General features: G+C 69.4%; 25 protein-coding genes. 13 read left to right on the forward strand and 12 right to left on the reverse strand.

The genetic code is table 11. The features are described from left to right. Positions 1 to 11: 11 nt before the first annotated feature. Both cphA and EV651_RS27880 read right to left on the reverse strand, forming a co-directional pair. On the reverse strand, positions 12 to 2,831 hold the full coding sequence (gene cphA, locus EV651_RS27875; protein ID WP_133788224.1) for a cyanophycin synthetase: 2,820 nt from the start codon (positions 2,829 to 2,831) through the stop codon (positions 12 to 14). Then, positions 2,828 to 3,895 carry a cyanophycinase gene (locus EV651_RS27880; RefSeq protein ID WP_133788225.1) on the reverse strand — a complete coding sequence of 356 codons (1,068 nt, stop codon included), beginning with the start codon at positions 3,893 to 3,895 and terminating at the stop codon, positions 2,828 to 2,830. The genes cphA and EV651_RS27880 overlap by 4 nt, the downstream gene beginning before the upstream one ends. Positions 3,896 to 4,153: 258 nt before the next feature. Here EV651_RS27880 and EV651_RS27885 point away from each other — a divergent pair, with 258 nt between their 5' ends. Beyond that, positions 4,154 to 5,173, forward strand: coding sequence for a hypothetical protein (locus EV651_RS27885; RefSeq protein ID WP_133788226.1), 1,020 nt, complete (start codon positions 4,154 to 4,156; stop codon positions 5,171 to 5,173). 133 nt (positions 5,174 to 5,306) lie between these two features. Here the strand turns inward: EV651_RS27885 and EV651_RS43135 are convergent, their stop codons facing one another. The 4 genes from EV651_RS43135 to EV651_RS27905 form a co-directional block, all read right to left on the reverse strand. Next, the gene (locus EV651_RS43135) at positions 5,307 to 6,695 is read right to left on the reverse strand and encodes a glycoside hydrolase family 16 protein (protein WP_133788227.1); all 1,389 of its coding nucleotides are present in this window, start codon (positions 6,693 to 6,695) and stop codon (positions 5,307 to 5,309) included. An 80-nt stretch (positions 6,696 to 6,775) separates the two neighbouring features. Then, positions 6,776 to 7,654, reverse strand: a complete 879-nt coding sequence (locus tag EV651_RS27895) for a GNAT family N-acetyltransferase (RefSeq protein WP_133788228.1) — start codon at positions 7,652 to 7,654, stop codon at positions 6,776 to 6,778. A 26-nt stretch (positions 7,655 to 7,680) separates the two neighbouring features. Further along, a complete protein-coding gene (serB, locus tag EV651_RS27900; protein ID WP_133788229.1) occupies positions 7,681 to 8,898 on the reverse strand; it encodes a phosphoserine phosphatase SerB in 1,218 nt (405 codons plus the stop codon). A gap of 53 nt (positions 8,899 to 8,951) precedes the next feature. Further along, complete coding sequence (locus tag EV651_RS27905; RefSeq protein WP_238157237.1) at positions 8,952 to 9,686, reverse strand: hypothetical protein; 735 nt, start codon at positions 9,684 to 9,686, stop codon at positions 8,952 to 8,954. 61 nt (positions 9,687 to 9,747) lie between these two features. On the opposite strand from EV651_RS27905, the gene EV651_RS27910 reads away from it, so the two are divergent. The 4 genes from EV651_RS27910 to EV651_RS27925 all read left to right on the forward strand — a co-directional run bounded on the left by EV651_RS27910 (position 9,748) and on the right by EV651_RS27925 (position 13,242). Further along, the gene (locus EV651_RS27910) at positions 9,748 to 10,530 is read left to right on the forward strand and encodes an ABC transporter ATP-binding protein (RefSeq protein ID WP_133788230.1); all 783 of its coding nucleotides are present in this window, start codon (positions 9,748 to 9,750) and stop codon (positions 10,528 to 10,530) included. A gap of 71 nt (positions 10,531 to 10,601) precedes the next feature. Further along, positions 10,602 to 11,129: an NfeD family protein gene (locus EV651_RS27915; RefSeq protein WP_133788231.1), complete on the forward strand. Its 528-nt coding sequence runs from the start codon at positions 10,602 to 10,604 to the stop codon at positions 11,127 to 11,129. A gap of 105 nt (positions 11,130 to 11,234) precedes the next feature. Beyond that, positions 11,235 to 12,380: an SPFH domain-containing protein gene (locus EV651_RS27920; protein WP_133788232.1), complete on the forward strand. Its 1,146-nt coding sequence runs from the start codon at positions 11,235 to 11,237 to the stop codon at positions 12,378 to 12,380. Between the two features lie 115 nt (positions 12,381 to 12,495). After that, on the forward strand, positions 12,496 to 13,242 hold the full coding sequence (locus EV651_RS27925; RefSeq protein WP_133788233.1) for a sulfite exporter TauE/SafE family protein: 747 nt from the start codon (positions 12,496 to 12,498) through the stop codon (positions 13,240 to 13,242). Here EV651_RS27925 and EV651_RS27930 read toward each other — a convergent pair. Further along, complete coding sequence (locus EV651_RS27930) at positions 13,226 to 13,876, reverse strand: TetR/AcrR family transcriptional regulator (protein WP_238157238.1); 651 nt, start codon at positions 13,874 to 13,876, stop codon at positions 13,226 to 13,228. The genes EV651_RS27925 and EV651_RS27930 overlap by 17 nt on opposite strands. A 52-nt stretch (positions 13,877 to 13,928) precedes the next feature. Here EV651_RS27930 and EV651_RS27935 point away from each other — a divergent pair, with 52 nt between their 5' ends. Together EV651_RS27935 and EV651_RS27940 are read left to right on the forward strand one after the other, a co-directional pair. After that, complete coding sequence (locus tag EV651_RS27935; protein ID WP_133788235.1) at positions 13,929 to 14,882, forward strand: zinc-binding dehydrogenase; 954 nt, start codon at positions 13,929 to 13,931, stop codon at positions 14,880 to 14,882. A 12-nt stretch (positions 14,883 to 14,894) separates the two neighbouring features. Then, positions 14,895 to 15,326 carry an organic hydroperoxide resistance protein gene (locus tag EV651_RS27940; RefSeq protein WP_133788236.1) on the forward strand — a complete coding sequence of 144 codons (432 nt, stop codon included), beginning with the start codon at positions 14,895 to 14,897 and terminating at the stop codon, positions 15,324 to 15,326. A gap of 1 nt (position 15,327) precedes the next feature. Here the strand turns inward: EV651_RS27940 and EV651_RS27945 are convergent, their stop codons facing one another. The 5 genes from EV651_RS27945 to EV651_RS27965 form a co-directional block, all read right to left on the reverse strand. Continuing rightward, positions 15,328 to 16,149 carry a helix-turn-helix transcriptional regulator gene (locus EV651_RS27945; RefSeq protein ID WP_133788410.1) on the reverse strand — a complete coding sequence of 274 codons (822 nt, stop codon included), beginning with the start codon at positions 16,147 to 16,149 and terminating at the stop codon, positions 15,328 to 15,330. 99 nt (positions 16,150 to 16,248) lie between these two features. Next, positions 16,249 to 17,337, reverse strand: coding sequence for an NAD(P)/FAD-dependent oxidoreductase (locus tag EV651_RS27950; RefSeq protein ID WP_133788237.1), 1,089 nt, complete (start codon positions 17,335 to 17,337; stop codon positions 16,249 to 16,251). A gap of 76 nt (positions 17,338 to 17,413) precedes the next feature. Next, on the reverse strand, positions 17,414 to 18,967 hold the full coding sequence (locus tag EV651_RS27955; RefSeq protein WP_133788238.1) for a helix-turn-helix transcriptional regulator: 1,554 nt from the start codon (positions 18,965 to 18,967) through the stop codon (positions 17,414 to 17,416). A gap of 15 nt (positions 18,968 to 18,982) precedes the next feature. After that, positions 18,983 to 19,498: a YbaK/EbsC family protein gene (locus EV651_RS27960; RefSeq protein WP_133788411.1), complete on the reverse strand. Its 516-nt coding sequence runs from the start codon at positions 19,496 to 19,498 to the stop codon at positions 18,983 to 18,985. Positions 19,499 to 19,509: 11 nt separating this feature from the next. Further along, complete coding sequence (locus EV651_RS27965) at positions 19,510 to 19,809, reverse strand: GNAT family N-acetyltransferase (RefSeq protein WP_133788239.1); 300 nt, start codon at positions 19,807 to 19,809, stop codon at positions 19,510 to 19,512. Between the two features lie 100 nt (positions 19,810 to 19,909). On the opposite strand from EV651_RS27965, the gene EV651_RS27970 reads away from it, so the two are divergent. The 6 genes from EV651_RS27970 (at position 19,910) to EV651_RS27995 (ending at position 25,607) form a co-directional block, all read left to right on the forward strand. Further along, positions 19,910 to 21,439, forward strand: coding sequence for an MFS transporter (locus EV651_RS27970; protein ID WP_166658818.1), 1,530 nt, complete (start codon positions 19,910 to 19,912; stop codon positions 21,437 to 21,439). A gap of 9 nt (positions 21,440 to 21,448) precedes the next feature. Then, positions 21,449 to 22,900, forward strand: a complete 1,452-nt coding sequence (locus EV651_RS27975; protein WP_133788240.1) for a cobyric acid synthase — start codon at positions 21,449 to 21,451, stop codon at positions 22,898 to 22,900. Continuing rightward, complete coding sequence (locus EV651_RS27980) at positions 22,897 to 23,460, forward strand: DinB family protein (RefSeq protein ID WP_238157240.1); 564 nt, start codon at positions 22,897 to 22,899, stop codon at positions 23,458 to 23,460. Before EV651_RS27975 ends, EV651_RS27980 begins: the two co-directional genes overlap by 4 nt. Beyond that, entirely contained in the window at positions 23,453 to 24,358 is a 906-nt protein-coding gene (gene sigJ, locus EV651_RS27985) for an RNA polymerase sigma factor SigJ (protein WP_133788241.1), read from the forward strand. Before EV651_RS27980 ends, sigJ begins: the two co-directional genes overlap by 8 nt. Positions 24,359 to 24,495: 137 nt before the next feature. Next, positions 24,496 to 25,221, forward strand: a complete 726-nt coding sequence (locus EV651_RS27990) for an SDR family oxidoreductase (protein WP_133788242.1) — start codon at positions 24,496 to 24,498, stop codon at positions 25,219 to 25,221. Next, positions 25,218 to 25,607, forward strand: coding sequence for a hypothetical protein (locus EV651_RS27995; protein ID WP_133788243.1), 390 nt, complete (start codon positions 25,218 to 25,220; stop codon positions 25,605 to 25,607). Before EV651_RS27990 ends, EV651_RS27995 begins: the two co-directional genes overlap by 4 nt. The last annotated feature ends 2 nt before the right edge of the window (positions 25,608 to 25,609 follow it).

Raw genomic sequence — 25,609 nt, forward strand, 5'->3', positions numbered from 1 at the left:
CGAGACTTGCCCTAGGCAAGTTCCCGCGGTGTCTCCTCTGTGATCTCTTCGTCGGGTTGCACGAAGTCGGGGTCACCGCCCTCGTCACCGGACCGGGCCCCAGCCTGCGCCAGGTGCGACACCGACTCGAGCTCCGCGAGTACCGACTGGTGCTGATCGACACACAGCACCACGAGATCGCCCGGGTTCGACCGCTCCAACGCGAACCGGACCGCCTCGAGCTCGTCGAGTACGACGTCCACCCGCCGGCACCGCGCGCCGCCCTCCATCGCGGCCCGTACGCCGACTTGCACCAGGCCCGCCGACTCGCCCCGCTTGCGTCCGCGCAACCGTGCGTCCTCGCGGACGATGACCACGTCGAAGTGCTGCGCCGCGACCTCGCCGAGTTCGCGGATGTCGTCGTCGCGCCGGTCGCCCGCGGTCGCGATCACACCGATCCGCGACGGCCGCCCGACCTCGGACGACGCGCTCAGGCTCTCCCCGAGCCGGTCGACGAAGTCGCCGAGCATCCGCATCGCGGGCGCGTTGTGGCAGTAGTCGACGATCACGCTGCGCCCGTCGACGTCGATCTCGTTCAGCCGGCCCGGCGACAGGTAGTACGACGTGTTGAACGTCCGCAGTCCCTGCCGGATGTCGTGCAACGGCGCACCGGCCGCGAACGCCGCCGCAGCCGCCGCCATCGCGTTCTGCACGTTCATCATGGCGCGCCCGCCGAACGTTGCCGGCAGCAAATGCGTCCACGCGAGCTGCATCGACCGGCGCCCGTGCTTCACCACGATCATGTCGCCCAGGTCCGAGCGCTCCAGCACCACGGCCCGCCCGCCGCGCCGGCAGTGCCCCTCGATGTAGTCGCGGACCTCACTGCCCGGCTCGGCCATGCTGAACCACACGACCTGCCCAGAGCACTTCCGGCGCATCTTCCGCACCAACGGGTCGTCGGCGTTCAGTACGGCGTACCCGGTCCGTGGCACCGCCTCGACCAGGACGGCCTTCACATCGGCCAGCTGCTCGAGCGTGTCGATCCCGCGCAGGCCGAGGTGATCCGGCTGCACGTTGAGGACGACGGCCACGTCGTTGCGCTCGTACCCGAGTCCCTCGCGCAGGATCCCGCCGCGTGCCACCTCGAACACCGCGAAGTCGACGCGCGGGTTCTGCAGCACCATCCGCGCGGACTTCGGGCCGGACGCGTCCTGCCGGATCACCAGCCGCTCGTCGATCACGATGCCGTCGGTCGATGTCATCCCGACCTTGCGGCCCATGCCCTTGAAGACGTGGCTGATCATCCGGGACGTGGTGGTCTTGCCGTTCGTCCCGGTGACCGCGACGATCGGGATCCGGCTGACCGCGCCGGCCGGGAACAGCATGTCCACCACCGGCTTCGCGATGTACTGCGGTTCGCCGATCGTCGGGTTGGTGTGCATCCGGAACCCGGGCGCCGCGTTCACCTCGCAGATCGCGCCGCCGGTCTCGCGCACCGGCTGGGTGATGTCCGGGCAGATGAAGTCGATCCCGGCGATGTCGAGCCCGATCATCCGGGCCGCCTCCTCGGCGATCTCGACGTTCTCCGGGTGCGCCTCCCAGGTCCGGTCGATCGAGATCCCGCCGGTGGACATGTTGCCGGTGAGCGTCAGCTTCACCATCACGTCTTCCGGCGGTACGTCGTCCAGCTCGTAGCCCTGATCGCGCACCAGTTGCCGGGCCGCGTTGTTGATCGTGATCCGGGTCAGGATCTTCTCGTGCCCGACACCGCGCCGCGGGTCGGCGTTGGTGATGTCGACGAGCTCGGCCACGGTGTGGACGCCGTCGCCGACCACGTGCGCGGGCACGCGTTCGGCGATCGCCTCCATCCGGCCGTTGATGATCAGGCACCGGTAGTCCTTGCCGGTGACGAAGTTCTCCACGATCACGGACCCGCGCCGGGACTGCTCGGCCGCGATCGGGAACGCCTCCCGGACCGCGTCCGCGTCCTGCAGGTTGAGGCAGACACCGCGGCCGTGGTTGCCGTCGAGCGGCTTGCAGACCACCGGGTAGCCGATCTTGTTGGCGATCGAGACGGCGTCCTCGACCGTGCGCACCGACTCCGACCGCGGCACCGGCAAACCGGCCGAGGCGAGCAGCCGCGTGGTGAGGTCCTTGTCGCTCGCCACGTCCACCGCGATCGACCCGGTCTCCGACGTCATGGTGGCCCGGATCCGCTTCGCGTGCACGCCCTGACCGAGCTGGACCAGGCTGGCCTTGTTGAGCCGGATCCACGGGATGTCCCGGGACACAGCCTCGTCGACGATCGCCTGCGTGGACGGGCCGAACGCGGTCCGCTCGGCCTGCTTGATGAACTTCTCCAGCTCGGTGGTGAAGTCGAACTCCGGCTGTCCATCCTTCATTTGGGGCTGGACGAGGTTGTTCACGAACCGTACGGCGAGTTCACCCGCCGCGAGCCCGACCGGTTCGTCGGCGTACGCGTAGATGATGTTGTAGACGCCCGGCGAGCCCTTGACCTGGCGCGTCTTGCCGCGGCGCATGTCGTGGCCGGCCTCCTGCTGGAGCTGCAGCGAGACGTGCTCGGTGATGTGGCCGAGCCAGGTGCCTTCGTGCAGGCGCTCGATGAACCCGCCCTTGCGGCCGCGCGAGCAGTGGTGCTGATCGAGTCTGGGGAGGTCCGCGAGCAGTCGCTCGGTGAAGCCGGGGATGGTGTTCGACGGGAAGTTCTCGAGCGAGCCGAGGTCGACCACCAGGTGGATCGCGGGGTCGTAGCTCCAGATGTTCGGGCCGCGGTAGACGCGGGTCTCGATGATCTTCAGGTCGGGGGCCGGGGTGCCGTGCGTTTCGGTCATGGGGTTCCGTTGTCTGCTCGCGTCGAGTCGGGGGAGTCGGGTTCGGCGCCGGCCGTGATCGGCTCGGTCGCCCCCGGTCTGGACTCCCCGGCCCCGATCGCGGACCTCGCGGATTTCGCCGTACGGCGTCCTGCCCGCCGCTTGCGCTCCTCGTAGTACCGCGGCGACACGCCCTCGGCGGCGATCTCCTTGGCGAGCTTGCGCAGGTCGGCCTCGGCGGCCGCCATCTCGGCGATCTCCTCCGCCGGCGGCTGCGGGCCGTACGACAGCAGCACGCGGTTCTGCAGGTCGAACGTCGCGGTCGCCGGAAGGACGTGCAGTACGACGCCGGACGCCAGGATCGGCTCGGACCGCTTGGCGTTGTGGGCGTTCGACGTGATCCGGGTGCCGTCGAAGATCGTCACCGCGCCCCGGCCGACGACCTCCAGGTGGGTGCCGCGGACGACCGCCGCGGTGTCCTCGTCGACGCCGATCCCGAGCAGGCCGGGGGACTGGGCGACGAGCGACAGCAGCCGGCCGTACCGGTTCCGCTGGGCGAAGTGCTGGTCGACGATCGCACCCTGGACCAGGCCGAGTCCGCTGGACAGCTGGCTCATCCGCTGGCGTGGGGTGGCGCCGGAGCGACCGAACGCGATCATGTGTTCGGCCAGGATGCTCGCGCCGGCCGACGTACCGCCGACGGCCGCGCCGCGCGCATGAGCGGCGGTCACCGCGCGGCCGAACGCCGCACCGGTGACGACGCCCGCCAGCTTCAGCTGGTTGCCGCCGGTCATGAAGATGCCGGTCGCGTCGTGCAGCGGAGCGATGAAGGCCGGGTCGTCGGCGTCCTCCCGGTTCTCCGGGCGGACGCCGACCACACTCTCGGCGCCGAGGGCCGCGAACAGCGCGCGGTACACGTCGACGACGTCGGGTCCGAGCGCGGACGCGGTGGGCACCACCACGATCCGCGCCTTGGACCCACCCGCCGCGTCGACGAACTCCTGCAGCACCGTCCGCTTCTTCAGCTTGTCCTCGGCACCACCGATGGCGAACAGGGCTCCCGGCCCACCCTGCAGTTCAGACATAAGCCGAATGGTAGGTGCTCACACCCGCTCCGACCGCATTCCGGCCACGACGCCCACCCCAACCCAACCCCCGCAGCACCGCCCGCCCCTCTTCGCAACCCCACCACCAACTTTGAGAAGCCACCGACCATTCTCGCCGGGGATTCATGGTTGGTGGCTTCTCAAAGTTGGGATTTGGCGCGGATGCGGGGAGCGGAGTTATCCACAGGGGGCGGTTGGGGGGCGCGCGGGTGGGGTGGGGGCGGACATGCTGGTGTGATGGATCGGTTGGGTGACGAGGTTCGTGCGCGGGTGGTGGCGCTCGTCCACAGACCGCGAAGCCGCCAGGTCCTGCTCGACGCCGGCCTGCGGGACGCCGACCTGAGACGCCTGCTGCGCGGGCAGGCGCTGTGGCACCACCACGGGCATTACGTCGACGGCCGCCTTGACGAGTACCTTGCGCGCATCGCATGTGCGCAGGCACTGCACCCGGGCTCGGTGGTGAGCCACTTCAGCGCCGTCCGCCTGGCGGGGCTACGCAACTGGACCGACGGACGGCGCCGGTCGGCTCCTCCCGCCGACGCCGCGTGGCTGACGCGGCCGCCCACGACCAAGCGCAATCAGCGCCGCCAGGACATCGTCGTACGACGTGCGGCCCTGGAGCCGGCCGATGTGTCTCGGCATCTGTGGCTGCCGGTCACCAGTACGGCGAGAACCGTCGTGGATCTCGCTCGCACCTTGCCGTTCCGCGAGGCGATCGTGACCGTCGACGACGCACTGCGCAGCGGCATCTCCGTCGGTGACCTCGCAAGTGTGATGGAGCGACAGTTCCAGTGGCCGGGAGTCCGTCGGGCGCGGAACACGATCGGCTTCGGCGATCCGAGGTCTGAGTCGGTGCTCGAGTCGATAGCCCGGGCAGTCTTCGCCCTCGCCGGCTTGCCGATGCCGATCCTGCAGGCACAGTTCTGGGACGGCGCTGCGTGGATGCCCGAACGTGTGGACTTCTGGTGGCCCCAGTTCCGGACGATCGGTGAGGCCGACGGTCTTGCGAAGTACGACAGCGAGAGCCCGGAGGAGCGGCGCCGGCAGTTGCGCCGCGGCTACCGGCGTGATCAGCGACTGAGCGATCGGGCTGTAGAGCTTGTGCACTTCGGCTGGGAGGACGTCCTCGATCCGCGCTCGGACCTGATCGCCCGCCTCCGCGCAGCCTTCGCAAGAGGTAGCTCCCGCCCCGGCGACCCACCGACCTGGCGCGCTCCAGCCCCCCACGACCCCACCCTCTGGCTCCACGCCGCCTAACCCCCCACCCCGCACCCACCGCCGCCCCGCGCCGGCGCCCGCTCCGGGACGTCGACTTTGAGAAGCCACCGACCATTCTCGGCGGCGATTCATGGTCGGTGGCTTCTCAAAGTTGAGCTTTTGGTACGGCGGGTTAGTGGGTGAAGGTGAACCAGTTGAGGTTGACGTAGTCGGCGGGTTGGCCGCTCGTGAAGGTGACGTAGACGTCGTGGGTGCCGGTGACGGACGACATGTTGGCAGGGACTGTTCGCCAGGACTGCCAGCCGCCGGTGTTGGCGATGGCGAAGGTGCCGATCGGGGCGTTGCTGCGGCTGTCCAGGCGTACTTCGACCAGTCCGCTGACGCCGGCGGCCGCGCCGGACGCCACTCGGGCGACGAACTGCGTGGCCGCGGTACTGCCGAAGTCGATGCCGCGGTAGAGCGCCCAGTCACCGTTGCCGATCTGCATCAGGTTCTGGCCGCCGCCGGTGTCGGTGGTGGTCTCCAGGCCCATGCCCGACTGCTGGCCGTACGACTCCGCCTGCAAGGTGCTGTACGCCGAGGAGCCGCCCGGCGGGGGAGTCGTCGGTGGAGTTGTCGGTGGGGTCGTTGGTGGGGTCGTCGTACTGCCCTTCGCCGTCACCGCGACGTAGTCGACGACCATCGGCTTGTCGGGGACCGTCGAGGCGCGCGGGGTCGGGCCGTTGAGGGCATCCGGGAACGCTCCGCCGATGGCGACGTTCAGCAGGATGAAGTAGCCGGCGTGCGAGGTCATGTTCGTCCACGTGTCGCCCGGCAGTTGACCTTGACTGATCGAGTGCCACTGCTGTCCGTCGACGTACCAGCGCAACTGGTTCGGCGAGATGCTGGTGTCCCACTCGAAGCGGTACGTGTGGAACGCGGACTGGCAGGTCGAGCCCGGGCAGGCGCGGCTGGCGCCGATGCCGGTCGTCTCGTTGCACGGGCCGCCGGGGTTCACGCCGCAGTGCAGGACGCCCCAGACGGAGTTGATCCCGTTGACGTTCTCCATGATGTCGAACTCACCGATCCCCGGCCAGTTCCAGTAGTTCCCGCGGTACGGCGATCCGAGCGCCCAGAACGCCGGCCAGTACCCGAGCGCGGCGTCACCGGTGACGTTCGGCATCTGGATCCGGCTCTCGATCGCCAGTACGCCGCCCGACGGCGGTTTGAAGTCGCCGCGCTGGGTCTCGATCCGGGCCGACGTCCAGTTGCCGGCCGCGTCCCGGCGCGGCGTGATCCGGAGGTTCCCGGCGCCGTCCAGGGCCACGTTGTTCGGGCTGTTCGTGTAGTTCTGGATCTCGCCAGTACCCCAGTTCCCGGGACCCCCCGGGTACCCGTGGCCGGTGTCGATGATCCAGTTGGAGCCCGACGGCAGGCTGCCGTTGGGCCCGTCGAAGTCGTCGCTCCACACCGTCGTCCAGCCGGCGGGTGGAGTCGGGACGTTGGCCTCCGCGGCCACGCCGATCGAGACGACGGCGAGCAGTGGGACGACCAGGGCGAGTGCGATGGGGCGGATACGCATGTCGACCTCCAGGGGCGGTGGATGAGGTCTATGGGAGCGCTCTCACGGGCGTTGTGTCAACAGCTCGTGACGCCGCGGCTTCAGAGCGCGGCGCGATAGACCGTCGTACTGCGGCGGACTGTCATGCCGAGGCGTTCGTACATCGCCAGGGCGCCGGTGCCGGAGTGGGTCCAGAGGGTCAGGGAATGCTTGCCTCGGCGTCCGGCTGCTTCGGCCGCGACCGCCAGTAGCGCGCGGGCCAGGCCGCGACCGCGGAAGTCGCGGCGGACGGCCACCTGCTCGACGTACCCGTCGGGTGAGTCGGGGAGGTGCAGGCTGAGCGCTACGCCGGCCACCTGGTCGCCGGCGACCGCGACCGGCGACAACTCCGGATCGAAACTGGGGCGCTCGATGGTCGTCTTGGCCCACTCTTCGTACTCGTGCCGCCGCGGCTGCCACTCGTCGAAAGCGTCCTGCACCACCTGGTGCACGGCCCGCTCATCGCCCGGCGCGAACGGCCGCACTGTCACTCCCTCGGGTACGGCAGGCGCGGTACCCGAGACCGGTCGCTCGAGCAACCAGTTCGTCGCGAGTACGTCGTACCCGCGCGACCGGAGCAACGCCGTACCGGCCTCGTCCGCGTCGTCCACTGTCTGCGCGAGCCAGTCGCTGCGGTGCTCGCGGGCACGGGCCTCCGCCCAGTCGAGCAGCTGCGTCCCGAGGCCTAGACCGACGTGCGACGGATGTACGTCGATCTGCGCGCGCCGCCCGCCGTGCACCCAGGCCCAGGCGACGAGCTGGGCGTCGGATTCGATCACCCGGGTGTCGAGGTCGAGCGTGATGAGAGGGCGTTGCAGATCGGCGGCCACCGCATCGGGGGCCGACTCCGCCTGCCCGTGCCAGCGCTGCTCCGCCGCGGCGATCAGACGGTGGATCGCGGGCGCGTCGTCAAGGGTGGCGGGCCGGGTCGTGAAGTCCATGGGCCTGATCGTGCCGCACTTCGAGCTCAGGCCGGGGTGTCGGCGTCCGCGGCTTCGACTTCCTCGCGGGTGATGCCGAGGAGGTAGAGGATCGTGTCCAGGTACGGGACGCTCAGGTGGGTGTCGGCGGCCGCACGGACGACGGGCTTGGCGTTGAAGGCGACGCCGAGGCCGGCGGCGGCCAGCATGTCGAGGTCGTTGGCCCCGTCGCCGATCGCGACCGTCTGGGACAACGGCGTACCGGACCGCTGGGCGAACTCTCGCAGCGCGGCCGCCTTGCCGGCGCGGTCGACGATCTCGCCGACGACACGGCCGGTGAGAACTCCGTCGACGATCTCCAGCTCGTTGGCCTTCGCGTAGTCGATGCCGAGCTCGGCGGCCAGCTTGTCGGTGATCTGGCTGAACCCGCCGCTGACGATCGCGAACTGGTACCCGAGCCGCTTGAGTGTCCGGACCAGCGTGCGTGCGCCGGGCGCCAGCTCGATCGCGGCGTACACCTCGTCGAGCGCCGTCGCGGGCAGTCCTTCGAGTGCCGCGACCCGGTTCCGCAGTGACTCGGCGAAGTCCAGCTCGCCGCGCATCGCCCGCTCGGTGACGGCGGCGACCTCCTCGAGCCGGCCGGCGTGGTCGGCGAGCATCTCGATGACCTCGCCCTGGATGAGCGTCGAGTCGACATCCATCACGATCAGGCGCTTGGCCCGCCGGTACAGCCCGCCGTCCTGGACGGCGATGTCGAGACCCTGCCGGACGCCTTCCTGCGCGAGTACGGTCCGCAGCGCCTCGGGGTCGGCGCCGGAGACGGCGAACTCCATCGCGGTCACCGGGTACCGCGCCATCCGGCTGATCCGGTCGATGTTGGCGCCGGTGTCGGCGATCCGTCCGGCGACCGCGGCGAGTCCGGCCGCGGACAGCGGGTGGCCGATCACGGTCACCTGGCTGCGGCCCTTGCGGCGTGGCTCGTTGTCGCCGACACCCTTCTTCACCGAGATCTCGACGTCGAGGACGGTGGCCAGCGCCTTCAGCTCTTCCTTCAGGCTCTTGTGGTCCCGCGGCGCGGACAGCAGTACGCCGAGCACCAGGCGTCCCCGGAGCACGACCTGCTCGGCGTCGATCACGTCGAGCCCGCGGGTGGCGAGCGTCGACAGTACGGCGGACGTCAGCCCCGGCCGGTCGCTGCCCGTCAACGTCACCAGCAACGTGGGCCGGTCGGCCGACGCGGTCTCAACCTCACTGAGCTCAGTCATCGCACCCCGAACGCTACCTAAGTGAGATGACCGTCCAGTGTCCGGTCCAAATCTCAGGCATGAATCGGCGGCGCGCAGGCCGCCACCAGCGCCCGCCGCGCCGCGGCGGCCAGCTCGAGCAGGGTCCGCCGCCGAGCATCGGCCTCAGCCCCGGTGACGGCCGCGCCGTCGTCGTCGAGAGCGGCGTCGGCGATCGCGAGACAACGCCTGGCCGTCGCCGCGGTCTTCACCGCGCGCGGCTCGTACCCGGGAGCCAGATCGTCCCCGCGCCCCTGGCCGATCCGCCGAATGTCGATCAGCGCGTCCGCGACCTCCGGCTTCCAGCGTGCGACATCCAGCGCGGCCAGCGATTCGGCCGCGTCGATCAGCGCCATCCGCAATCCGCGGTCCGCCTCACCCAAGTCGGCCGGCAGCGGCGAAGCGGCCGGTAGCACGGTCCACTGCACCGCAGGACCGACGTACGCCGGAACGAGTCCGAGCTCCGGCCCCGTGAGTACGACGGCCTCGCCGGTCTCGAGTGCGGCCTCGTTGAACGTCGGTGGTCCGGCCAGACCGATCGGGTCGCCCGGCACCGGGAGCGCGAGATGCGCCTGCGTCGTACCGGCGGCACGCAGCAGATTCAGTGCGACCGGCAGCGTGGCCGGCTCGGGATGCCCCGCGAGGCCCGCGACGTGGTGACCGACGTCGTCGCCGAGGATCTTCTCCGCGGCGGTGTCGGGGTCGCAGGCACCGGTCAGCATCGCATTGGTCCACACGGTGAACCGAACCGAGGCGGAGGTCGTCAGCACGCCCGCAAGTCTCTCACCACCCGACGACCGCCCGCGGACGGCGACCCCTTAGGTTTTGAGCATGACTGCAGTGGTGGAGCTGGCCGGGGTGACGATCGTCCGCGGTGACGCGCGGCTGCTCGACGGGATCGACTGGACGATCGACGAGGCCGACCGGTGGGTGGTGATCGGGCCGAACGGCGCCGGCAAGACGACGCTGCTGCAGATCCTCGCCGCCCAGCTGCACCCGACGGCCGGGGTCGCCGGACTGCTCGGTGAGGTGCTCGGCGCGGTCGACGTCTTCGAGCTGCGGCCGCGGATCGGGCTGACCAGCGCGGCGCTCGCCGACCGGTTGCCGAAGAGCGAGCGGGTGTCCGACGTCGTCATGTCGGCGTCGTACGCCGTCCTCGGCCGCTGGATCGAGGAGTACGACGAACTGGACCACGCACGCGCCACCGCGTTGCTGGCCGAGCTCGGGATCGCGCACCTGGCCGACCGTACGTTCGGCACGCTGTCCGAGGGGGAGCGCAAGCGGGTCCAGATCGCCCGCGCGCTGATGACCGACCCCGAACTGATGCTGATGGACGAGCCGGCGGCCGGTCTCGACCTGACCGGACGCGAGCAGCTCGTCCGCTCGCTCAGCTCGATCGCGACCGCGATCGGAGCGCCCGCGATGGTGCTGGTCACGCACCACGTCGAAGAGATCCCGCCCGGCTTCACCCACGCCCTGCTCCTGAAGCAGGGCCGAATCGTCGCCGCCGGCCCGATGGACGAGGCCCTGACGGCCGAAACCCTCAGCGACACCTTCGACCTGGCCCTCACCCTCAAACAAGAGGACGGCCGCTACACCGCCCGCGCCCTCTGACCCGGATCCCGCAGCCCGCTCGACGCGTCCAACATCTGCTTGAAAGCCCCAGAGGTAGATAGGCTTGGGAAATGATGGATTGGCTGCGGGACAACATGTGGGCGGCGTGGCTGACGATCGCTGCCGTCCTGGGCCTGGCTGAACTGGCCTCGCTGGACTTCACGCTGCTGATGCTGGCCGCCGGTGCGCTCACCGCGGCCGGCGTGGCGGCGATCTTCCCGGGGCTGCTGTGGCTGCAGATCGTCGTCGGTCTGGTCACCGCGGCCGCGATGCTCGCCGCGATCCGGCCGATGATCGTCCGGAAGATCCATCACGGCCAGGATCTGAAGACCGGCTCCGCCCACGTGATCGGCAAGTCCGGCCTCGTCGTCAAGGAGATTCACCCCGACGGCGGCGGCTCGATCCGGCTCGGCGGCGAGCTGTGGACGGCCCGCCCGTACGACGAGGTGTCGACGATCCCTCCGGGCACGCGCGTCGAGGTGATGTCGATCGACGGCGCGACCGCGGTCGTGTACCCGGTCGGCGACCCGCTGCACCACCAGCTGGACATGCCTGAACCGACCCAGGACCCCAAGCCGACAGACCCGCCCAAGAGCTGAGCACGGATTGCCGTGGAGTGGTCCCCTCGGCGCAGTAGTGTCGAAGGTGCAGGACGGTTGAAGTAGCTCTCCGTCCCTGAGGGTCCGTTCGAGTGGAGGGTCAAAGTGACCGCGTTCCTCATAGTCCTGGCACTGGTCGCGTTAGTGGTGATCGTGACCTTGGTCAAGTCCGTCCGGGTGGTGCAGCAGCAGACCGTCGGCATCGTCGAACGGTTCGGTAAGTTCAAGACCGGCCTGCAGCCGGGCCTGAACCTGCTGACCCCGTTCGTCGACAAGGTCCGCTACACCATCGACATGCGCGAGCAGGTGGTCGCGTTCCCGCCGCAGGGCGTCATCACCGAGGACAACCTGATGGTGTCGATCGACTCCGTCATCTACTTCCAGGTGAACGACCCGGTGCGCGCGACGTACGAGATCTCCAACTACATCCAGGCCATCGAGCAGCTCACCATGACCACGCTGCGCAACATCATCGGCGGCATGGACCTGGAGCAGACCCTGACCTCGCGTGAGGAGATCAACGAGAAGCTCCGCTACGTGCTGGACGAGGCGACCGGCAAGTGGGGCATCCGCGTGAACCGCGTCGAGCTGCGCTCGATCGACCCGCCGCCGTCGATCCAGGACTCGATGGAGAAGCAGATGCGCGCCGACCGTGACAAGCGCGCCGCGATCCTCACCGCGGAAGGTATGCGGCAGTCGGCCGTCCTGTCCGCCGAGGGCCAGAAGCAGTCCGCGATCCTCACCGCCGAGGGTGACAAGCAGTCCCGCATCCTCCGCGCCGAGGCCGAGCGGCAGGCGCGGATCCTGAAGGCGCAGGGTGAGGCGCAGGCCATCACCACGGTCTTCAACGCGATCCACGCCGGCAAGCCGGACCAGGGTCTGCTCGCGTACCAGTACCTGCAGATGCTGCCGTCGATCGCCCAGGGCGACGCGAACAAGCTGTGGATCGTGCCCAGCGAGATCGGCGACGCGCTCAAGGGTCTGGGCAGCGCGGTCGGCCAGGTGGCCGGTATCGCGCAAAAGGCTGAGGGCAACTGGGAGGCGCCGCAACTCGACAACGGCCAGGTGCCGGAGATCGACAGCGCCGCGCCGGCTGCGGTGGCCGAGGCCGACAACGCGGTCCGCGAAGCGATCGCCGCGGCCGAGTCCGCCGCCGTGAGCAGCCGCAGCCAGGCCGCGCCGAGCACCCCGTCGGTGCCGCCGCCGGCCTCGTCCCAGGAGCCGCCGGCCCAGGAACCGCCGCAACGCTGACAACCGCACGAGAGCCCTCCCGGACCGTTTCTTCGAAGGTCCTGGAGGGCTCTTGCGTGTTCAATCGTCGGACAGCTCTGCGAGGGCCTGGTCAGGTGCGTAGAGTTCTGCAGCGATGACATGGTTCGAGGCGGTGTTCGTCCTGCTGGCGGGGATGGGCGCGGGAACGATCAACGCCGTGGTGGGGTCAGGCACGCTGCTCACCTTCCCCGCGTTGCTTGCCGTCGGCATCCCTCCGGTGCTGGCGAACGTCAGCAACACGGTCGGTCTGGCCCCCGGTACGGCGGCCGGCGCGATCGGCTACCGTCGCGAACTCGAAGGACAGCGCGGCCGCCTGATCAGTCTGGTGCCGGCGTCGCTGGCCGGCGGCATCCTCGGGGGAGTGCTGCTGCTCACGCTTCCCGACTCCGCCTTCCACGCCGTCGTACCGGTCCTGATCCTGCTCGGCTGTCTGCTGGTTGCCTTCCAGCCGTGGCTGTCGAAGTGGATCAGTGCGCCGTCGCACCTGCACCGCGGGGCGTGGTGGGTGATCCCGGCCGTCTTCGCCACCGGCGTGTACGGCGGGTACTTCGGCGCCGCGCAAGGCGTGCTGCTGATGGCGATCCTCGGCCTCGGCCTGGACTCGAACCTGCAGCGGATGAACGGCCTGAAGAACGTGCTCGCGACGGTCGTGAACACCGCGTCCGCGATCTTGTTCATCGTCGTGCACGACGTCGATTGGCTCGCGGCCGGTCTGATCGCGGTCGGGTCGACCATCGGCGGCTTCGTCGGCGCCCGCTACGGCCGGAAGCTCCCGCCGATCGCACTCCGCGCGTTGATCGTCTGCATCGGCGTACTCGCCATCGTCACGATGGTGTTCTGACCTGTAGCCCGGCGAGCAAGAGGTCCAGGCCGTAGTCGAACTGTTCGTCGCCGCCCGTGGTCCGGGCCAGTTCCGGCGCGAGTTCGACGACCGACGGGAATTCCCGCGCCGACAGCGACTCCATCGAGGCGCGCAGCCGCCGCCACGCCTCGGGGTCGCGGCGTTCGGCCGCCATCTGGATCTCCCACGACGTCGAGCCGAGCACGTAGGTGAACAAGGTCGTGTGCGTCCGCGCGGCGGTCTCCGCGTCGAACCCGGCGGCCCGCAGTACGCCGAGCAGACCTTCGGCGACCCGCGCGGTCTCGTGTCCGCTCAGCGGCCGTCCGGCGAGTAGTTGCGCAAGGCAAGGGTGCTGGAGCATCAGCAGCCGCAGTGAACGGCACACCGCCCGTACCTGATCCGGCCAGGGGGCGTCCGACGGTACGGCTGGGAGTAGCCCCATCAGGTGGTCACGAACGGCGTCGTACAGATCGTCCTTGTTCCGGAAGTACGTGTAGAGCGCCATCGGGCCGACGCCGAGCTCGCCGGCGACCCCTCGCAGGCTGAACGCGTCGGTGCCGTTCGCTTCCATCAGTTCGAGCGCGGTCCGCACGATCAGGTCGGCGCTCAAAGTGTTCCGCGGTGTCCGCGCCACGTGTGACCCATCTCCCTTCGACGCTTCTAACGTACAGTGTATAGTACGGTGTATGCGAGCCATTCAGATCACCGAGTTCGGCGGACCCGAGGTCCTGAAGATCAGCGATGTCCCGGAGCCGGTCGCCGGCGACGGGCAGGTCCTGATCAAGGTCGACCGCGCGGGGATCAACTACGCCGACACCCACCAGGTCGAGAACAGCTACCTCTCCAAGACCGAGCTCCCGCTGATCCCCGGCGGCGAGGTCGTCGGGCACACCGAGGACGGCCGCCGCGTGGTCGCGCTGGTGGGTTCCGGTGGGTACGCCGAGCACGCCGTGGCGCACGCGCCGTACGCCTGGGATGTTCCCGAAGGGGTCACCGACGGCCAGGCTCTCGCTCTCGTCCTGCAGGGCACTACCGCGTGGCACCTGCTCAAGACTTCGACACACTTGCAGCCGGGGGAGTCCGTCCTGGTGCACGCCGGTGCCGGCGGGGTCGGTTCGCTCGCCGTTCAGCTCGCCAAGCTCTGGGGCGCGGGCCGCGTGATCGCGACCGCCTCCACCGAGGAGAAGCGCAAGCAGGTCCTCGAGTTGGGCGCGGATGCCGCGATCGACGGTACGCCGGAGGGTCTCAAGGACCGCATCCTCGAGGCGAACGGCGGCAAGCCCGTGGACATCGTGCTCGAGATGGTCGGCGGTCAGACGTTCGACGAGTCGTTCGCCGCCCTGGGCCGCTTCGGTCGGCTGGTCACGTTCGGTGCCGCGTCCCGGCAGGCGGCCGCGCCGATCGACTCGAGCCGGTTGATGAAGGGTTCGAAGACCATCGCCGGCTTCTGGCTGGCCGACTGCTTCGCCAACCCGCAGTTGCTCGGCGATCCGCTGACCGAGCTGTTCGACCTGACCGCGGGCGGCAAGCTCCGCCCGATCGTCGGCGGCGAGTACGCGCTGTCCGAGGTCGCCTCCGCCCATGAAGACCTGCGAGCCCGCCGGACCGTCGGCAAGCTCGTGCTGGATCCCTCACACTAGGAAGAAGTCACGATGACTGTCGCAGTAGAGAAGGTTCTGTACACCGCCCACGCCACCGCGCACGGCGGTCGCGACGGCAAGGTGGCCAGCAACGACGGCAAGCTGGACGTCGTCGTCGCGCCGCCCGCCGAGATGGGCGGCTCCGGCAACGGCACCAACCCCGAGCAGCTTTTCGCGGCCGGCTACGCCGCCTGCTTCCAGAGCGCGCTCATGGTGGTGGCCCGCCGGGCTCGAGCCGACGTGAGCGGCTCGACCGTGACCGCGGAGGTCGGCATCGGCCCGATCAACGGCGGCGCCGGCTACGGACTCGAGGTGGCGCTGGTCGTGAGCCTGCCCGGTGTGGAGCGTGCGGCCGCCGAGGACCTCGTCGCCAAGGCGCACGAGGTCTGCCCGTACTCCAACGCCACCCGCGGCAACATCAAGGTCGACCTGAAGGTCGCCTGACTCACATCCGCGCGAGGGCCTCTTCCAGGAGGCCCTCGGTGGCGGAGACCGGGGCCGCGGAGATCGTCAGCCCTTCCATGATCGCGACGTACTCGTCGACCTCTTCGAGCTTGTCCAGATAGACCGCGCTGGCCGCATGCTCGATGTAGACGATGTCCGGCAGGTCGCCGTCCGGGAACCGCAGCAGGCTGAACGCACCGCCGGCACCGGGGTATCCGACGCTGCTGAACGGCATCACCTGCAGCGTGATGTTCGGCTGCTGCGACCACTTGAGCAGGTGCTCGATCTGCGCCCGCATGACGTCCTCGCCGCCGACCGGCCGGTGCAGCACCGACTCGTCGATGACGACCCACAGCCGGGCCGGGTTCGGCCGGGTGAGGATCTGCTGCCGGGTCACCCGCAGCTCCACCCGCTGGTCGACCTCCTGATGCGGCAGGAACGACTTGCCCATCTGTACGACGGACCGCGCGTACTCCTCGGTCTGCAACAGCCCCGGGACGAACATCACCTCGTACGTCCGGATCAGCGTGGCGGCGACCTCGAGCCCGACGTAGTTCGCGAACCAGCTCGGCATCACGTCGCCGTACCGGGACCACCAGCCCGGGTTGTTCGCGGCCCGGGACAGTTCCATCAACCGGAAGCGCTCGTCCTCGTCGGCCATCCCGTACAGCTCGAGCAGGTCGCTGACGTCGCGTTCCTTGAACCCGACCCGGCCGAGTTCCATCCGGCTGACCTTCGACTCCGACGCCCGGATCTGCCAGCCCGCGTCGGCGCGGCTGATCCCGGCGGATTCACGCATCCGCCGCAACTGCCCGCCGAGCATGATGCGAAGAGCGGTCGGCCCCTCTTGACCGCCGCTCACCGTTGTCTGCTCACTCAACCTGACCCACGCCCAGCCACGCACCCATTTCAGCGGGTGATGCTACCGCCTGTCCACAGATATGGCCCGGTGAGTACTCCGGCCGGCGAGATGCTTGACGAGGAAACGAGCGTCGCGGTCCACGCCCTGGATGCTCGCGGACGCGATCGCGTACTGGAAATCGAGGCCGAGGAAGTACAGCCCCGGTACGTCCTCCGCCACGCCCCGCGTGTGCCGCGGCCGGCCGTCGTCGTCGAACACGGGCAGATCGATCCAGCCGTGGTCCGGATCCGACCCGGTCGACCACACCACGGTCCGGACGTCGTCGAGTACGTCGCCGTCCGCGGTCACCGGCTTGCCGTCACGGACCCCGACGATGCGCCCGATCCGTTCGATCCCGGCCGCGTCGAGGTGCTCGAGCTTGTTGCGGGTCAGCGGCAAGCCGCTCTTCACCGCGTTCGCGATCGCCTTGCGGCCCATCGGCGTACGGCGAGTGAGCACGTACTTGAACAGGAACATCACGACCGGCGTGAAGACCTGTCCGACGGTCGAGTCGATGTCGATCGGCACCTGCCCCGGGTGCCGTCCGGCGAGCAGTGTGCGATGCGTCTTCACGGCCTCCAGCGCGATGTCGGTGCCAGAGTTGGCCGCGCCAACGACCAGCACCGTCCCGTCCGCGAACTGCTCCGGATTCCGGTACTCCAGCGAATGCAGCTGCCGGATCGACGCATCGAGCTCGCCCGCGAACGCCGGCCACCGCGGCACACTGTGCATCCCGGCCGCCACGACAACCTGGTCCGCCCGCCAGTCGCCGGCGGTCGTCTCCACCAGGAACCCGTCGTCGTCCCGCGACAACCGAGTCACCCGTACGCCGGAGCGGACCGGCAGCTCGTGATGTACGGCGTACTGCTCGAGGTAATCGGCCATCTCGTCGCGGCTCGGGCAGTCCCGCGTGCCGATCCGCAACCCCGGGAGGCTCGCGTACCGCGGCCGGCTGAACAGCCGCAATGAGTCGTACCGCTCCCGCCAGCAGTCGCCGACCCGCTCGTGCCCGTCGAGGATGACGAAGTCCTCATCTGCTTGCCGCAGGTAGTAGCCGATCGCCAGACCGGCCTGGCCCGCCCCGATCACCGCTGTCCCAACCCTGTCCATGACCTCAAGTTAGGACTGTGCGGCACAGCAGCACATCAGCCGACCACGCCAACCTCCGAACGGCGGCTGGTCATTTCTACCCAGTCAGCCCGTGCTCGTACGCGAACGCTGTCGCCGCGGCGCGGCTGGACACGCCGAGCTTCCCGAAGATGTTGCTGACATGACGCGCGACCGTTCGCTCGCTCAGGAACAACTGCTCGGCGACGGCACGATTCGTCGCGCCGGTCGCCAGCAGACGCAGGACCTCCAGCTCGCGAGGACTGAGCCCGGCGGTCCGATCGGACTGTTCCAACGCGGCCAGCTCGACGACCGCGCCCAGCCGCTCGAACACGGCTCGCGCGCCGTCGAGCTCCATCTGTTCGGCGTCGACGTCGCCGAGTGCCCGGCAAGCCCGGCCGACCAGCACGCGAGCTCGGGCGCCTTCGTACGGCATCTCGAGCCGCTGCCACAGTGTCCACGCCCGTCGCAGGCACGGGATCGCTCCCTGCGGATCGCCGCACGCGATCCGCACCGCGCCTTCGGAGTACGTCGCCAGCGCCTGCAGGTACGGCGAATCCGCGCGGGCCAGCTCGTTCAGTTCGGAAGCAGCCTTGCGTGCGGTCTCCCGGTCGTCGCACTCGATCGCCAGCTCGACCCGTGCGGCGAGCAGCATCGGGCGGTTCGGTGTGAATGTTTCCTCGGCCAGCGCTCGTTCAAGGCCTGCGCAGGCGACGTCGAGCCGGCCTTGGGCGGCCCGCAGCCGGGCGAGGCCGGGCTGCACGTCCATCCCGTCGGCCGCCGCCGTGAGGTACGCACGTTCGGCGGCCTCGTAGCGTCCGCGTTGACGTTCGACCTCCGCGAGCCGGTACCAGGCGGTTCCGACCATGCCCGCCGACAGCCGGTGACACGCGTCCTCGGCTGCATCGGCTGCATCGGACCAGGCACCGCGTAACTGCAGGATCTGTGCGCGGTGCACCAGGCACGCCCCGCGGTACGGGACGAGGCCGGGCTGCTCGTCGCACCAGCCCGTCAGCGCCTGCGTCCACTCCTGTGCGCGGCGGATGTCGTACTGGGCCATACAGAACGCGATCACCGAGCAGTACGCCATACCGGCGACCTCAGGGCCGACGCGGCTCGCGGTCACATGCACCATCGCCTCGTCCAGTGCCTTGAGGGCCTCGGCGCCGCGGCCGAGCATCGCGAGGCAGTTGCCGCGGCCGAGCGCCCCGAGCACGATCGCGTCCGGCTCGGTGGCCCACCCTATGTTCTGCTCGAACAGCGGGAGCGCCTCGGCGGCGTTGCCCGAGTTCATCAGCAACGCAGCATCGGCCATCGCGACCAGTCCGGCGAGCTGCGGTACGCCGTCGGGCACGAGTCGACCGATCCGCGCCTGCCAGCCCGCCGCCCGCCCGAGCTCGCCCCGCTGCTGCAGGTGGAACCCGAGCCAGAAGCCGGTCCGGATCGCGGCGATCACATCGCCGCGCGCGAGGTGTTCCTCGTAGGCCCGCTCGCGGTACGCCGCGACCTCGTCGTCGTGACCGAGGACGAACGCGGCGACCGCGAGCCGGTCGAGGTCCGCGGGCGGTAGCGGAGCATGCCGGTCGGCCGCCGTCAGTTCGGCGTACTCGGCAGGCCAGTCGTGCTGCTCCATCCACCGCCACCCCTGTCAGTGCTGGGCGAGATCCAGCACCGTTGCGGTCGGCAACTTCGCCAGCTCGGTGCCTTCGATGAGGATCTTCGAGCCGCGGATCCCGCTGCCGATCACCACGGACCCGGCCCGGACGACCGCTTCGTCGACCAGCACCGGCCAGTCGGCGGGCAGCCCGATCGGCGTGATCCCGCCGTACTCCATGCCGGTCGAGCCGACCGCGTCGTCCTGCGCGGCGAAGGAGATCTTCCGGACGCCGAGGTGCTTGCGGACCACGCCGTTCACGTCGGCGCGGTCGGTGGCCAGCACCAGCACCGCGGCGTACGACGCCTCGCCGCCGCGCTTGCCGAGCACGACCACACAGTTCGCCGAGGCGGCCATCGGTACGTCGTACTCCGCGCAGAAGGCCGCGGTGTCGGCGAGCTCCGGGTCGATCCCGGCCGCGTACGCCGGCAGCTCACCGAGCGCGTCCCGCACCGGCGCCGCGAGCAACTCAGGCACCTCGCGAGCCGGCTTCCACTCGAGCTTCCCCATCACGGGTCCCGTCACTGCTGGGGCTCCTTGACCAGGTCGGCGTACTCGGTGTGCTCTTCCAGGAAGGATTGGTAGAACGGGCAGGCCGGCTTCACCCGGAGCCCGAGTGCGCGGGCGTCGTCGAGGGACTTGGTGGCGATGGTTCCGGCCACGCCGCGGCCGCGGAACTCCGGCAGCGTCTCGGCGTGCAGGAAGCTGATCACGCCCGGATGCAGGCGGTAGTCGACGAAGCCCATCAGGTTGCCCTCGGCGTCGTGCGCCTCGTACCGGCTGCGGTCCTTGGCGTCGACGACCTCGATCTCGTTCTCCATGTCCGCAACTTTAGGCCCTGTCACCCAGGGTTTGGAGATCGTCACTGCCGGGGTACCGGCCCCAATGGCTTTCGACAACCACGGGCCGGGAGGAGCAAGGATGAGCAGCGAGCACGCGTTGGAGCACGGCAAGGCGATACCGAGTCTCGTGCCGGCCCGGATGGACCGGCTCCCCTGGACCAGGTTCCATTGGATGATCGTCGTCGGTCTGGGCGTCTCCTGGATCCTGGACGGCCTGGAGATCCAGCTCGTCTCCCTGGTCGGGAACGTGCTGAAGGAACCCGAGACCCTGCACCTGACCACCTCCGAGGTCGGTCTGATGGCGTCGATCTATCTGGCCGGTGAGGTGGTCGGCGCGCTGCTGTTCGGCCGGCTGACCGACCGGCTCGGCCGGCGCAGCCTGTTCATCGTCACCCTCCTGGTCTACCTGATCGCCTCCGGCGCGGCCGGCCTGTCCTGGAACCTCGGCTCGCTGCTCTTCTTCCGCTTCGTCGCCGGGATGGGCATCGGCGGCGAGTACGCCGCGATCAACTCCGCGATCGACGAGCTGATCCCGTCGAGGTACCGGGGCCGCGTCGACATCGGCGTCAACGGCACCTACTGGGGCGGCGCGCTGATCGGCTCCGCGGTCGGCCTGGTCTTCCTGAACACCGACATCATCCCGGTCGAGTGGGGCTGGCGGCTGTGCTTCCTGATCGGCCCGGTGATGGGCCTGATCATCATCTACCTGCGCCGGCACATCCCGGAGAGCCCGCGCTGGCTGATGACCCACGGGCGGGTCGAGGAGGCCGAGCGGACCGTCGACGACATCGAGGCGACGGTACGACGGCAGGGCGGCGAACTGCGCGAGGTCCGCGACGACGAGGCGATCGAGCTGGTCGACTACCCGCCGGTGACGTATCGCGAGATCGCCCGCGTGATGCTCCGCGACTACCGCAGCCGCTCGTTCCTCGGCTTCTCGATGATGGTCACCCAGGCGTTCCTCTACAACGCCATCTTCTTCACCTACGCGCTGGTGCTGAAGTCGTACTTCGGTCTGAACGACTCCAGCGTCGCGCTGTACTTCTTCCCGTTCGCGATCGGCAACCTGGCCGGTCCGCTGCTGCTCGGGCACCTCTTCGACACCGTCGGCCGCCGGAAGATGATTCTCGGCACGTACACGTTGTCGGCCGTGGTCCTGTTCGTCACCGCGTTGCTGTTCAACGCCGGCGCACTGAACGCCGCGTCGCTGACCGGGTTGTGGTGCGTGGTGTTCTTCTTCGCGTCGGCCGGCGCGTCGTCGGCGTACCTGACGGTCAGCGAGATCTTCCCGATCGAGCTGCGCGGACAGGCGATCTCGTTCTTCTTCGCGATCTCGCAGCTGACCGGCGGCGTGATCGCGCCGTTCCTGTTCGCGTCGCTGATCGGCGAGGGCGACCACCCGGCGCGCGGACCGCTCACCGTGGGCTACATCGTCGGAGCCGCGGTGATGTTGATCGGTGGCCTGATCGCGTGGTTCTTCGGCGTCGATGCGGAAGGTAAGTCGCTGGAGAACATCGCCACGCCGCTGTCGTCGACCGGCAGCACGCGCTTCCAGGGAGCAACCCCACGAGTGCCGACGACCGAGAGGCGCCGGGAACAGGAACCCTAAGATTGCGGCGTGGGCTCTCTGCTGATCGCCGGTACGACATCTGATGCGGGCAAGACGACCGTTGTGACCGGGTTGTGCCGGTGGCTGGCGCGGCAGGGTGTTCGGGTGGCGCCGTACAAGGCGCAGAACATGTCGAACAACTCGATGGTCTGCGCGGACGGCACCGAGATCGGTCGCGCGCAGTGGATCCAGGCCGTCGCCGCCGGCGCCGAGCCCGAGGCCGCGATGAACCCGGTGCTGCTCAAACCGGGCAGCGACCGGCGCAGCCACGTCGTCCTGATGGGCGAGCCGTGGGGTGAGCTGTCCGCCCGCGGTTTCCTGACCGAGCGCGCGGAGCTGGCGAAGGCGGCGTTCGCGGCGTACGACGATCTCGCGTCGAGGTACGACGTGGTGATCAGCGAGGGCGCGGGCAGCCCGACCGAGATCAACCTGCGGCAGTCCGACTACGTGAACCTGGGCCTCGCGCAGCACACCAAGGCCCCGGTCGTCGTGGTCGGCGACATCGACCGCGGGGGAGTGTTCGCGTCGATGTTCGGGACCGTCGCGCTGCTGGACGCCGCCGACCAGGCGCTGATCAGCGGGTTCCTGGTGAACAAGTTCCGCGGCGACGTCTCGCTGCTGGCGCCGGGGATCGACATGCTCGCCTCCGTCACCGGCCGCCCGACGTACGGCGTCCTGCCGTGGCTGCCCGAGCTGTGGCTGGACTCCGAGGACGCGCTCGACATCCCGGTACGACGTACTTCGCCGGGCGACCTGTTGACGATCGCGGTGGTGCGGTTCCCGCGGATCAGTAACTTCACCGACCTCGACGCGCTGGCGGTGGAGCCGACGAACAGTGTGTTCTTCACTACGAGCCCGGGGGAGATCCGCGACGCCGACCTGGTCGTCCTGCCGGGCTCGCGGGCGACCAGCGCCGACCTGGAATGGCTGCGATCCCTCGGTCTCGCCGACGCCGTGGCGGCACGGGTTGCGGCCGGCCGTCCGGTGCTCGGCATCTGCGGCGGTTACCAGATGCTCGGCGCGACCATCTCCGACCCGCACGGGGTCGAGTCGGGCGGCTCGCAGACCGGTCTCGAGCTGTTGCCGGTAGCAACCACCTTTGCCCGGGAGAAGACGCTGGCCCGGCCGGCGCGAACGGCGTACGAGATCCATCATGGTGTCGTCGACGTGATCGGTGACGCGTCGGAGTTCCCGGGTGGTTGCCGGGCGGGGAACACGTGGGGCACGATCTGGCACGGCCTGCTCGACGACGACGCCGCGCGGCACGCGTTCCTCACCGAGATCGCCGCGCTCACCGGCAAGCCCGCGCCGGACGGCTCGGTCTCGTTCGCAGGCCTGCGCGAACAGCGACTGGACCGCCTCGCCGACATGATCGACGAGTACGCCGACACCGCCGCGCTCATGCACTTGATCGAGCACGGCGCACCACCCGTCCCGTTCATCCCCCCAGGAGCGCCGTGAAATCCCACCTCCAGCAGTATCTCCAGGACACCCGCGCGCTGATGCTCGCCAAGCTCGACGGGATCAGCGAGTACGACCGGCGCCGTCCGCTCGTGCCGTCCGGGACCAATCTGCTGGGTCTGGTCAAACACCTGATCGGGATCGAGCAGGTGTACCTCGGCACGAGTGTCGGTCGCCCACCGGAGAAGCCGCTGCCCTGGAACGAGGACGGTTCGGTCTGGGGCGGTGCCGACATGTGGGCACTGCCGGTCGAGTCGACGGAGTACATCACCGGCCTCTACCGCGAGGCCTGCGCGCACAGCGACCGCTCCATCGCCGAGCTCGACCTGGACCACCCGGCGGAGGTGCCGCACTGGCCCGAAGGCCACCGCGGTACGACGTTCGGCGCGCTGCTGGTCCGCGTCGTCGACGAAACCGCGCATCACGCCGGTCACGCAGACATCGTCCGCGAACTGATCGACGGCCAGGGCGGCAAGGACGCCGACCAGCTCGACGAGGCCGCCTGGACGGACTTCTACACCGAGATCCAGCGAGCCGCGGACACGTTCCGGGATGGATGATTTCGAGCGGCTGCGGGGGCGGTTGTTCGGGATCGCGTACCGGATGACCGGTACGGCGACGGACGCCGAGGAGATCCTGCAGGACGCGTGGCTGCGTTGGCAGGATGCCGACCGGGCGACGGTGCGTGATCCGAACGCGTACCTGGCGAAGATCGTCACGAACCTGTCCATCAAGCAGCTGACCTCGGCGCGAGCGCGGCGGGAGCTGTACGTCGGTCAGTGGCTGCCGGAACCCGTGCTGACCGGGTCGGGGTTCGACGAGCTGGGTCCGTTAGAGGTTGTCTCCGAGCGGGAGTCGGTGTCGTTCGCGCTGTTGCTCCTGCTCGAACGGCTGACACCGGCCGAGCGAGCGGTGTACGTGCTGCACGAGGCGTTCGCGTACGGGTATCGCGAGGTTGCGGAGCTGATCGGGACGTCGGAGGCGAACGCGCGGCAGTTGGCGTCACGGGCGGGGAAGAAGCTCAGCGCCGAGGGACCGCGTCAGCAGCCGGTCGACAATGCGGGCTGGCGGAAGCTGGTCGAGCGGTTCATCGCCGCCGCGCGGCTGGGGGAGATCGAGGAGCTCGAGAAGCTGCTGGCCGAGGACGTCGTGTCGCGGGCAGACAGCGGCGGCAAGGTGTCCGCCGCGCGCAACGTGCTCGTCGGCCGGGACCGGGTCGCGCGCTACGTGTCCGGGGCCCTGCAGCGTTTCGGCGGCGGTATCGAGGCCCACCTGGCGGAGGCGAACGGCGGCCCCGCCCTGCTGGCCGTCGGGCCTGGCGGGATCGTGGCGATCTGCTTCATCGGCGTCGGACCGGACGGCGTCACCGACCTGCAGTTCGTGATGAACCCGGACAAGCTGACCTTCGCCGTCGCCCAGTTGTCACACATCGAAGGGCTACCGGATCTGACCTGGTGACGGAAAGGACACCAGCAAATGACTGTACTCATGCCACGCCTCCGGCGCGGCGGGTCATGGGGCTGTAACTCCGGCCCTTCCCTCGTCGCTCCAGTCGCTTCGCTCCCTCCGCTCCTCAGTCCAGGACGGGAGGCCCCATGACCGGGATTCTTGTCACCGGTGGAACCGGCACCCTGGGCCGGCCGACTGTGGCTCGACTGGGCGCCGCTGACCATCAGGTCCGGGTGTTGAGCCGGAAGCCCGGACCCGACCGGGTCGTCGGCGACCTGACGACCGGCAAGGGACTGGCCGCCGCGATCGACGGGTCGGAGGTGGTCGTGCATCTGGCCACAAGCCAGGGCCGCCGGGACATCGAGCAGGCTCGCAACCTGCTCAAAGCCGCCATGGGTGTGCAGCACCTCGTGGTGATGTCGATCGCCGGCATCGACCGCATTCCGCTCGCGTACTACCGGTACAAGCTCGAGGTCGAGCGTCTCGTCGCCGAGTCCGGCGTGCCGTACACGATCCTGCGGGCGACCCAGTTCCACAACCTGGTCGATCGAATCCTGAGCGCCCAGCGTTTCCTGCCGATGGTGCTCGCCCCGGCCGTCACACTGCAGCCGATCGCGGTCGAGGACGTCGCGGTCCGGCTCGCCGAGCTCGTCGACCAGCCTCCGGTGAACGGTCGCGCCCCGGACATCGGCGGTCCGGAACGCCGGGCTGTTCCCGAACTGGCCCGGATGTGGAAGCAGGCGCGATCCTCTCGCCGGCCGGTGCTGCCGCTGCGGCTGGGCGGCAAGATCTTCCGGGCGTACGCCGACGGTGCCGCGATGGTGGACGGCCCGGCGTACGGGCGGATCACGTTCGCGGACTACCTCCGATGAGGGGCTATGTCCGCGCGGTGCTGATCATCTTCGCAGCGTTCGAGCTGGTTCTGGGCGTGTGGCTGACGTTTGCCCCGAAGACGTTCTACGACCACGTGCCCACGGTCGACTGGACCCCGCCGTACAGCGACCATCTCTTCCACGACTTCGGCGGCGCGTCGCTCGGCCTGGGGATCGTCCTGACCGCCGCCGCGATTCGCCTGGACCGCTACCTGGCGGCAGTGGCGCTGCTGGCGTATCTCGCGTTCTCGCTGCCGCACATGATCTTCCACCTCGCCCATCTCGAACACGGCGAGCCTGGCTGGTCGGTCGTACTCGCGGCCGGCGTGATCCTGATGGTGGTGCTGCCGCTGATCGCGTTGGTGGGGACTCGCAAGTTGACTTGACG

The organism is Kribbella sp. VKM Ac-2571, from assembly GCF_004362255.1.
Taxonomy (GTDB): Bacteria; Actinomycetota; Actinomycetes; order Propionibacteriales; family Kribbellaceae; genus Kribbella; species Kribbella pratensis.

What these genes read in the sequence shown, in the direction of transcription:
- cphA (WP_133788224.1), bottom strand. Translation starts at nt 2,831, where the DNA reads ATGACCGAAACGCACGGCACCCCGGCCCCCGACCTGAAGATCATCGAG.
- EV651_RS27880 (WP_133788225.1), bottom strand. Translation starts at nt 3,895, where the DNA reads ATGTCTGAACTGCAGGGTGGGCCGGGAGCCCTGTTCGCCATCGGTGGT.
- EV651_RS27885 (WP_133788226.1), top strand. Translation starts at nt 4,154, where the DNA reads ATGGATCGGTTGGGTGACGAGGTTCGTGCGCGGGTGGTGGCGCTCGTC.
- EV651_RS43135 (WP_133788227.1), bottom strand. Translation starts at nt 6,695, where the DNA reads ATGCGTATCCGCCCCATCGCACTCGCCCTGGTCGTCCCACTGCTCGCC.
- EV651_RS27895 (WP_133788228.1), bottom strand. Translation starts at nt 7,654, where the DNA reads ATGGACTTCACGACCCGGCCCGCCACCCTTGACGACGCGCCCGCGATC.
- serB (WP_133788229.1), bottom strand. Translation starts at nt 8,898, where the DNA reads ATGACTGAGCTCAGTGAGGTTGAGACCGCGTCGGCCGACCGGCCCACG.
- EV651_RS27910 (WP_133788230.1), top strand. Translation starts at nt 9,748, where the DNA reads ATGACTGCAGTGGTGGAGCTGGCCGGGGTGACGATCGTCCGCGGTGAC.
- EV651_RS27915 (WP_133788231.1), top strand. Translation starts at nt 10,602, where the DNA reads ATGATGGATTGGCTGCGGGACAACATGTGGGCGGCGTGGCTGACGATC.
- EV651_RS27925 (WP_133788233.1), top strand. Translation starts at nt 12,496, where the DNA reads ATGACATGGTTCGAGGCGGTGTTCGTCCTGCTGGCGGGGATGGGCGCG.
- EV651_RS27935 (WP_133788235.1), top strand. Translation starts at nt 13,929, where the DNA reads ATGCGAGCCATTCAGATCACCGAGTTCGGCGGACCCGAGGTCCTGAAG.
- EV651_RS27940 (WP_133788236.1), top strand. Translation starts at nt 14,895, where the DNA reads ATGACTGTCGCAGTAGAGAAGGTTCTGTACACCGCCCACGCCACCGCG.
- EV651_RS27945 (WP_133788410.1), bottom strand. Translation starts at nt 16,149, where the DNA reads ATGCTCGGCGGGCAGTTGCGGCGGATGCGTGAATCCGCCGGGATCAGC.
- EV651_RS27950 (WP_133788237.1), bottom strand. Translation starts at nt 17,337, where the DNA reads ATGGACAGGGTTGGGACAGCGGTGATCGGGGCGGGCCAGGCCGGTCTG.
- EV651_RS27955 (WP_133788238.1), bottom strand. Translation starts at nt 18,967, where the DNA reads ATGGAGCAGCACGACTGGCCTGCCGAGTACGCCGAACTGACGGCGGCC.
- EV651_RS27960 (WP_133788411.1), bottom strand. Translation starts at nt 19,498, where the DNA reads ATGGGGAAGCTCGAGTGGAAGCCGGCTCGCGAGGTGCCTGAGTTGCTC.
- EV651_RS27965 (WP_133788239.1), bottom strand. Translation starts at nt 19,809, where the DNA reads ATGGAGAACGAGATCGAGGTCGTCGACGCCAAGGACCGCAGCCGGTAC.
- EV651_RS27970 (WP_166658818.1), top strand. Translation starts at nt 19,910, where the DNA reads ATGAGCAGCGAGCACGCGTTGGAGCACGGCAAGGCGATACCGAGTCTC.
- sigJ (WP_133788241.1), top strand. Translation starts at nt 23,453, where the DNA reads ATGGATGATTTCGAGCGGCTGCGGGGGCGGTTGTTCGGGATCGCGTAC.
- EV651_RS27990 (WP_133788242.1), top strand. Translation starts at nt 24,496, where the DNA reads ATGACCGGGATTCTTGTCACCGGTGGAACCGGCACCCTGGGCCGGCCG.
- EV651_RS27995 (WP_133788243.1), top strand. Translation starts at nt 25,218, where the DNA reads ATGAGGGGCTATGTCCGCGCGGTGCTGATCATCTTCGCAGCGTTCGAG.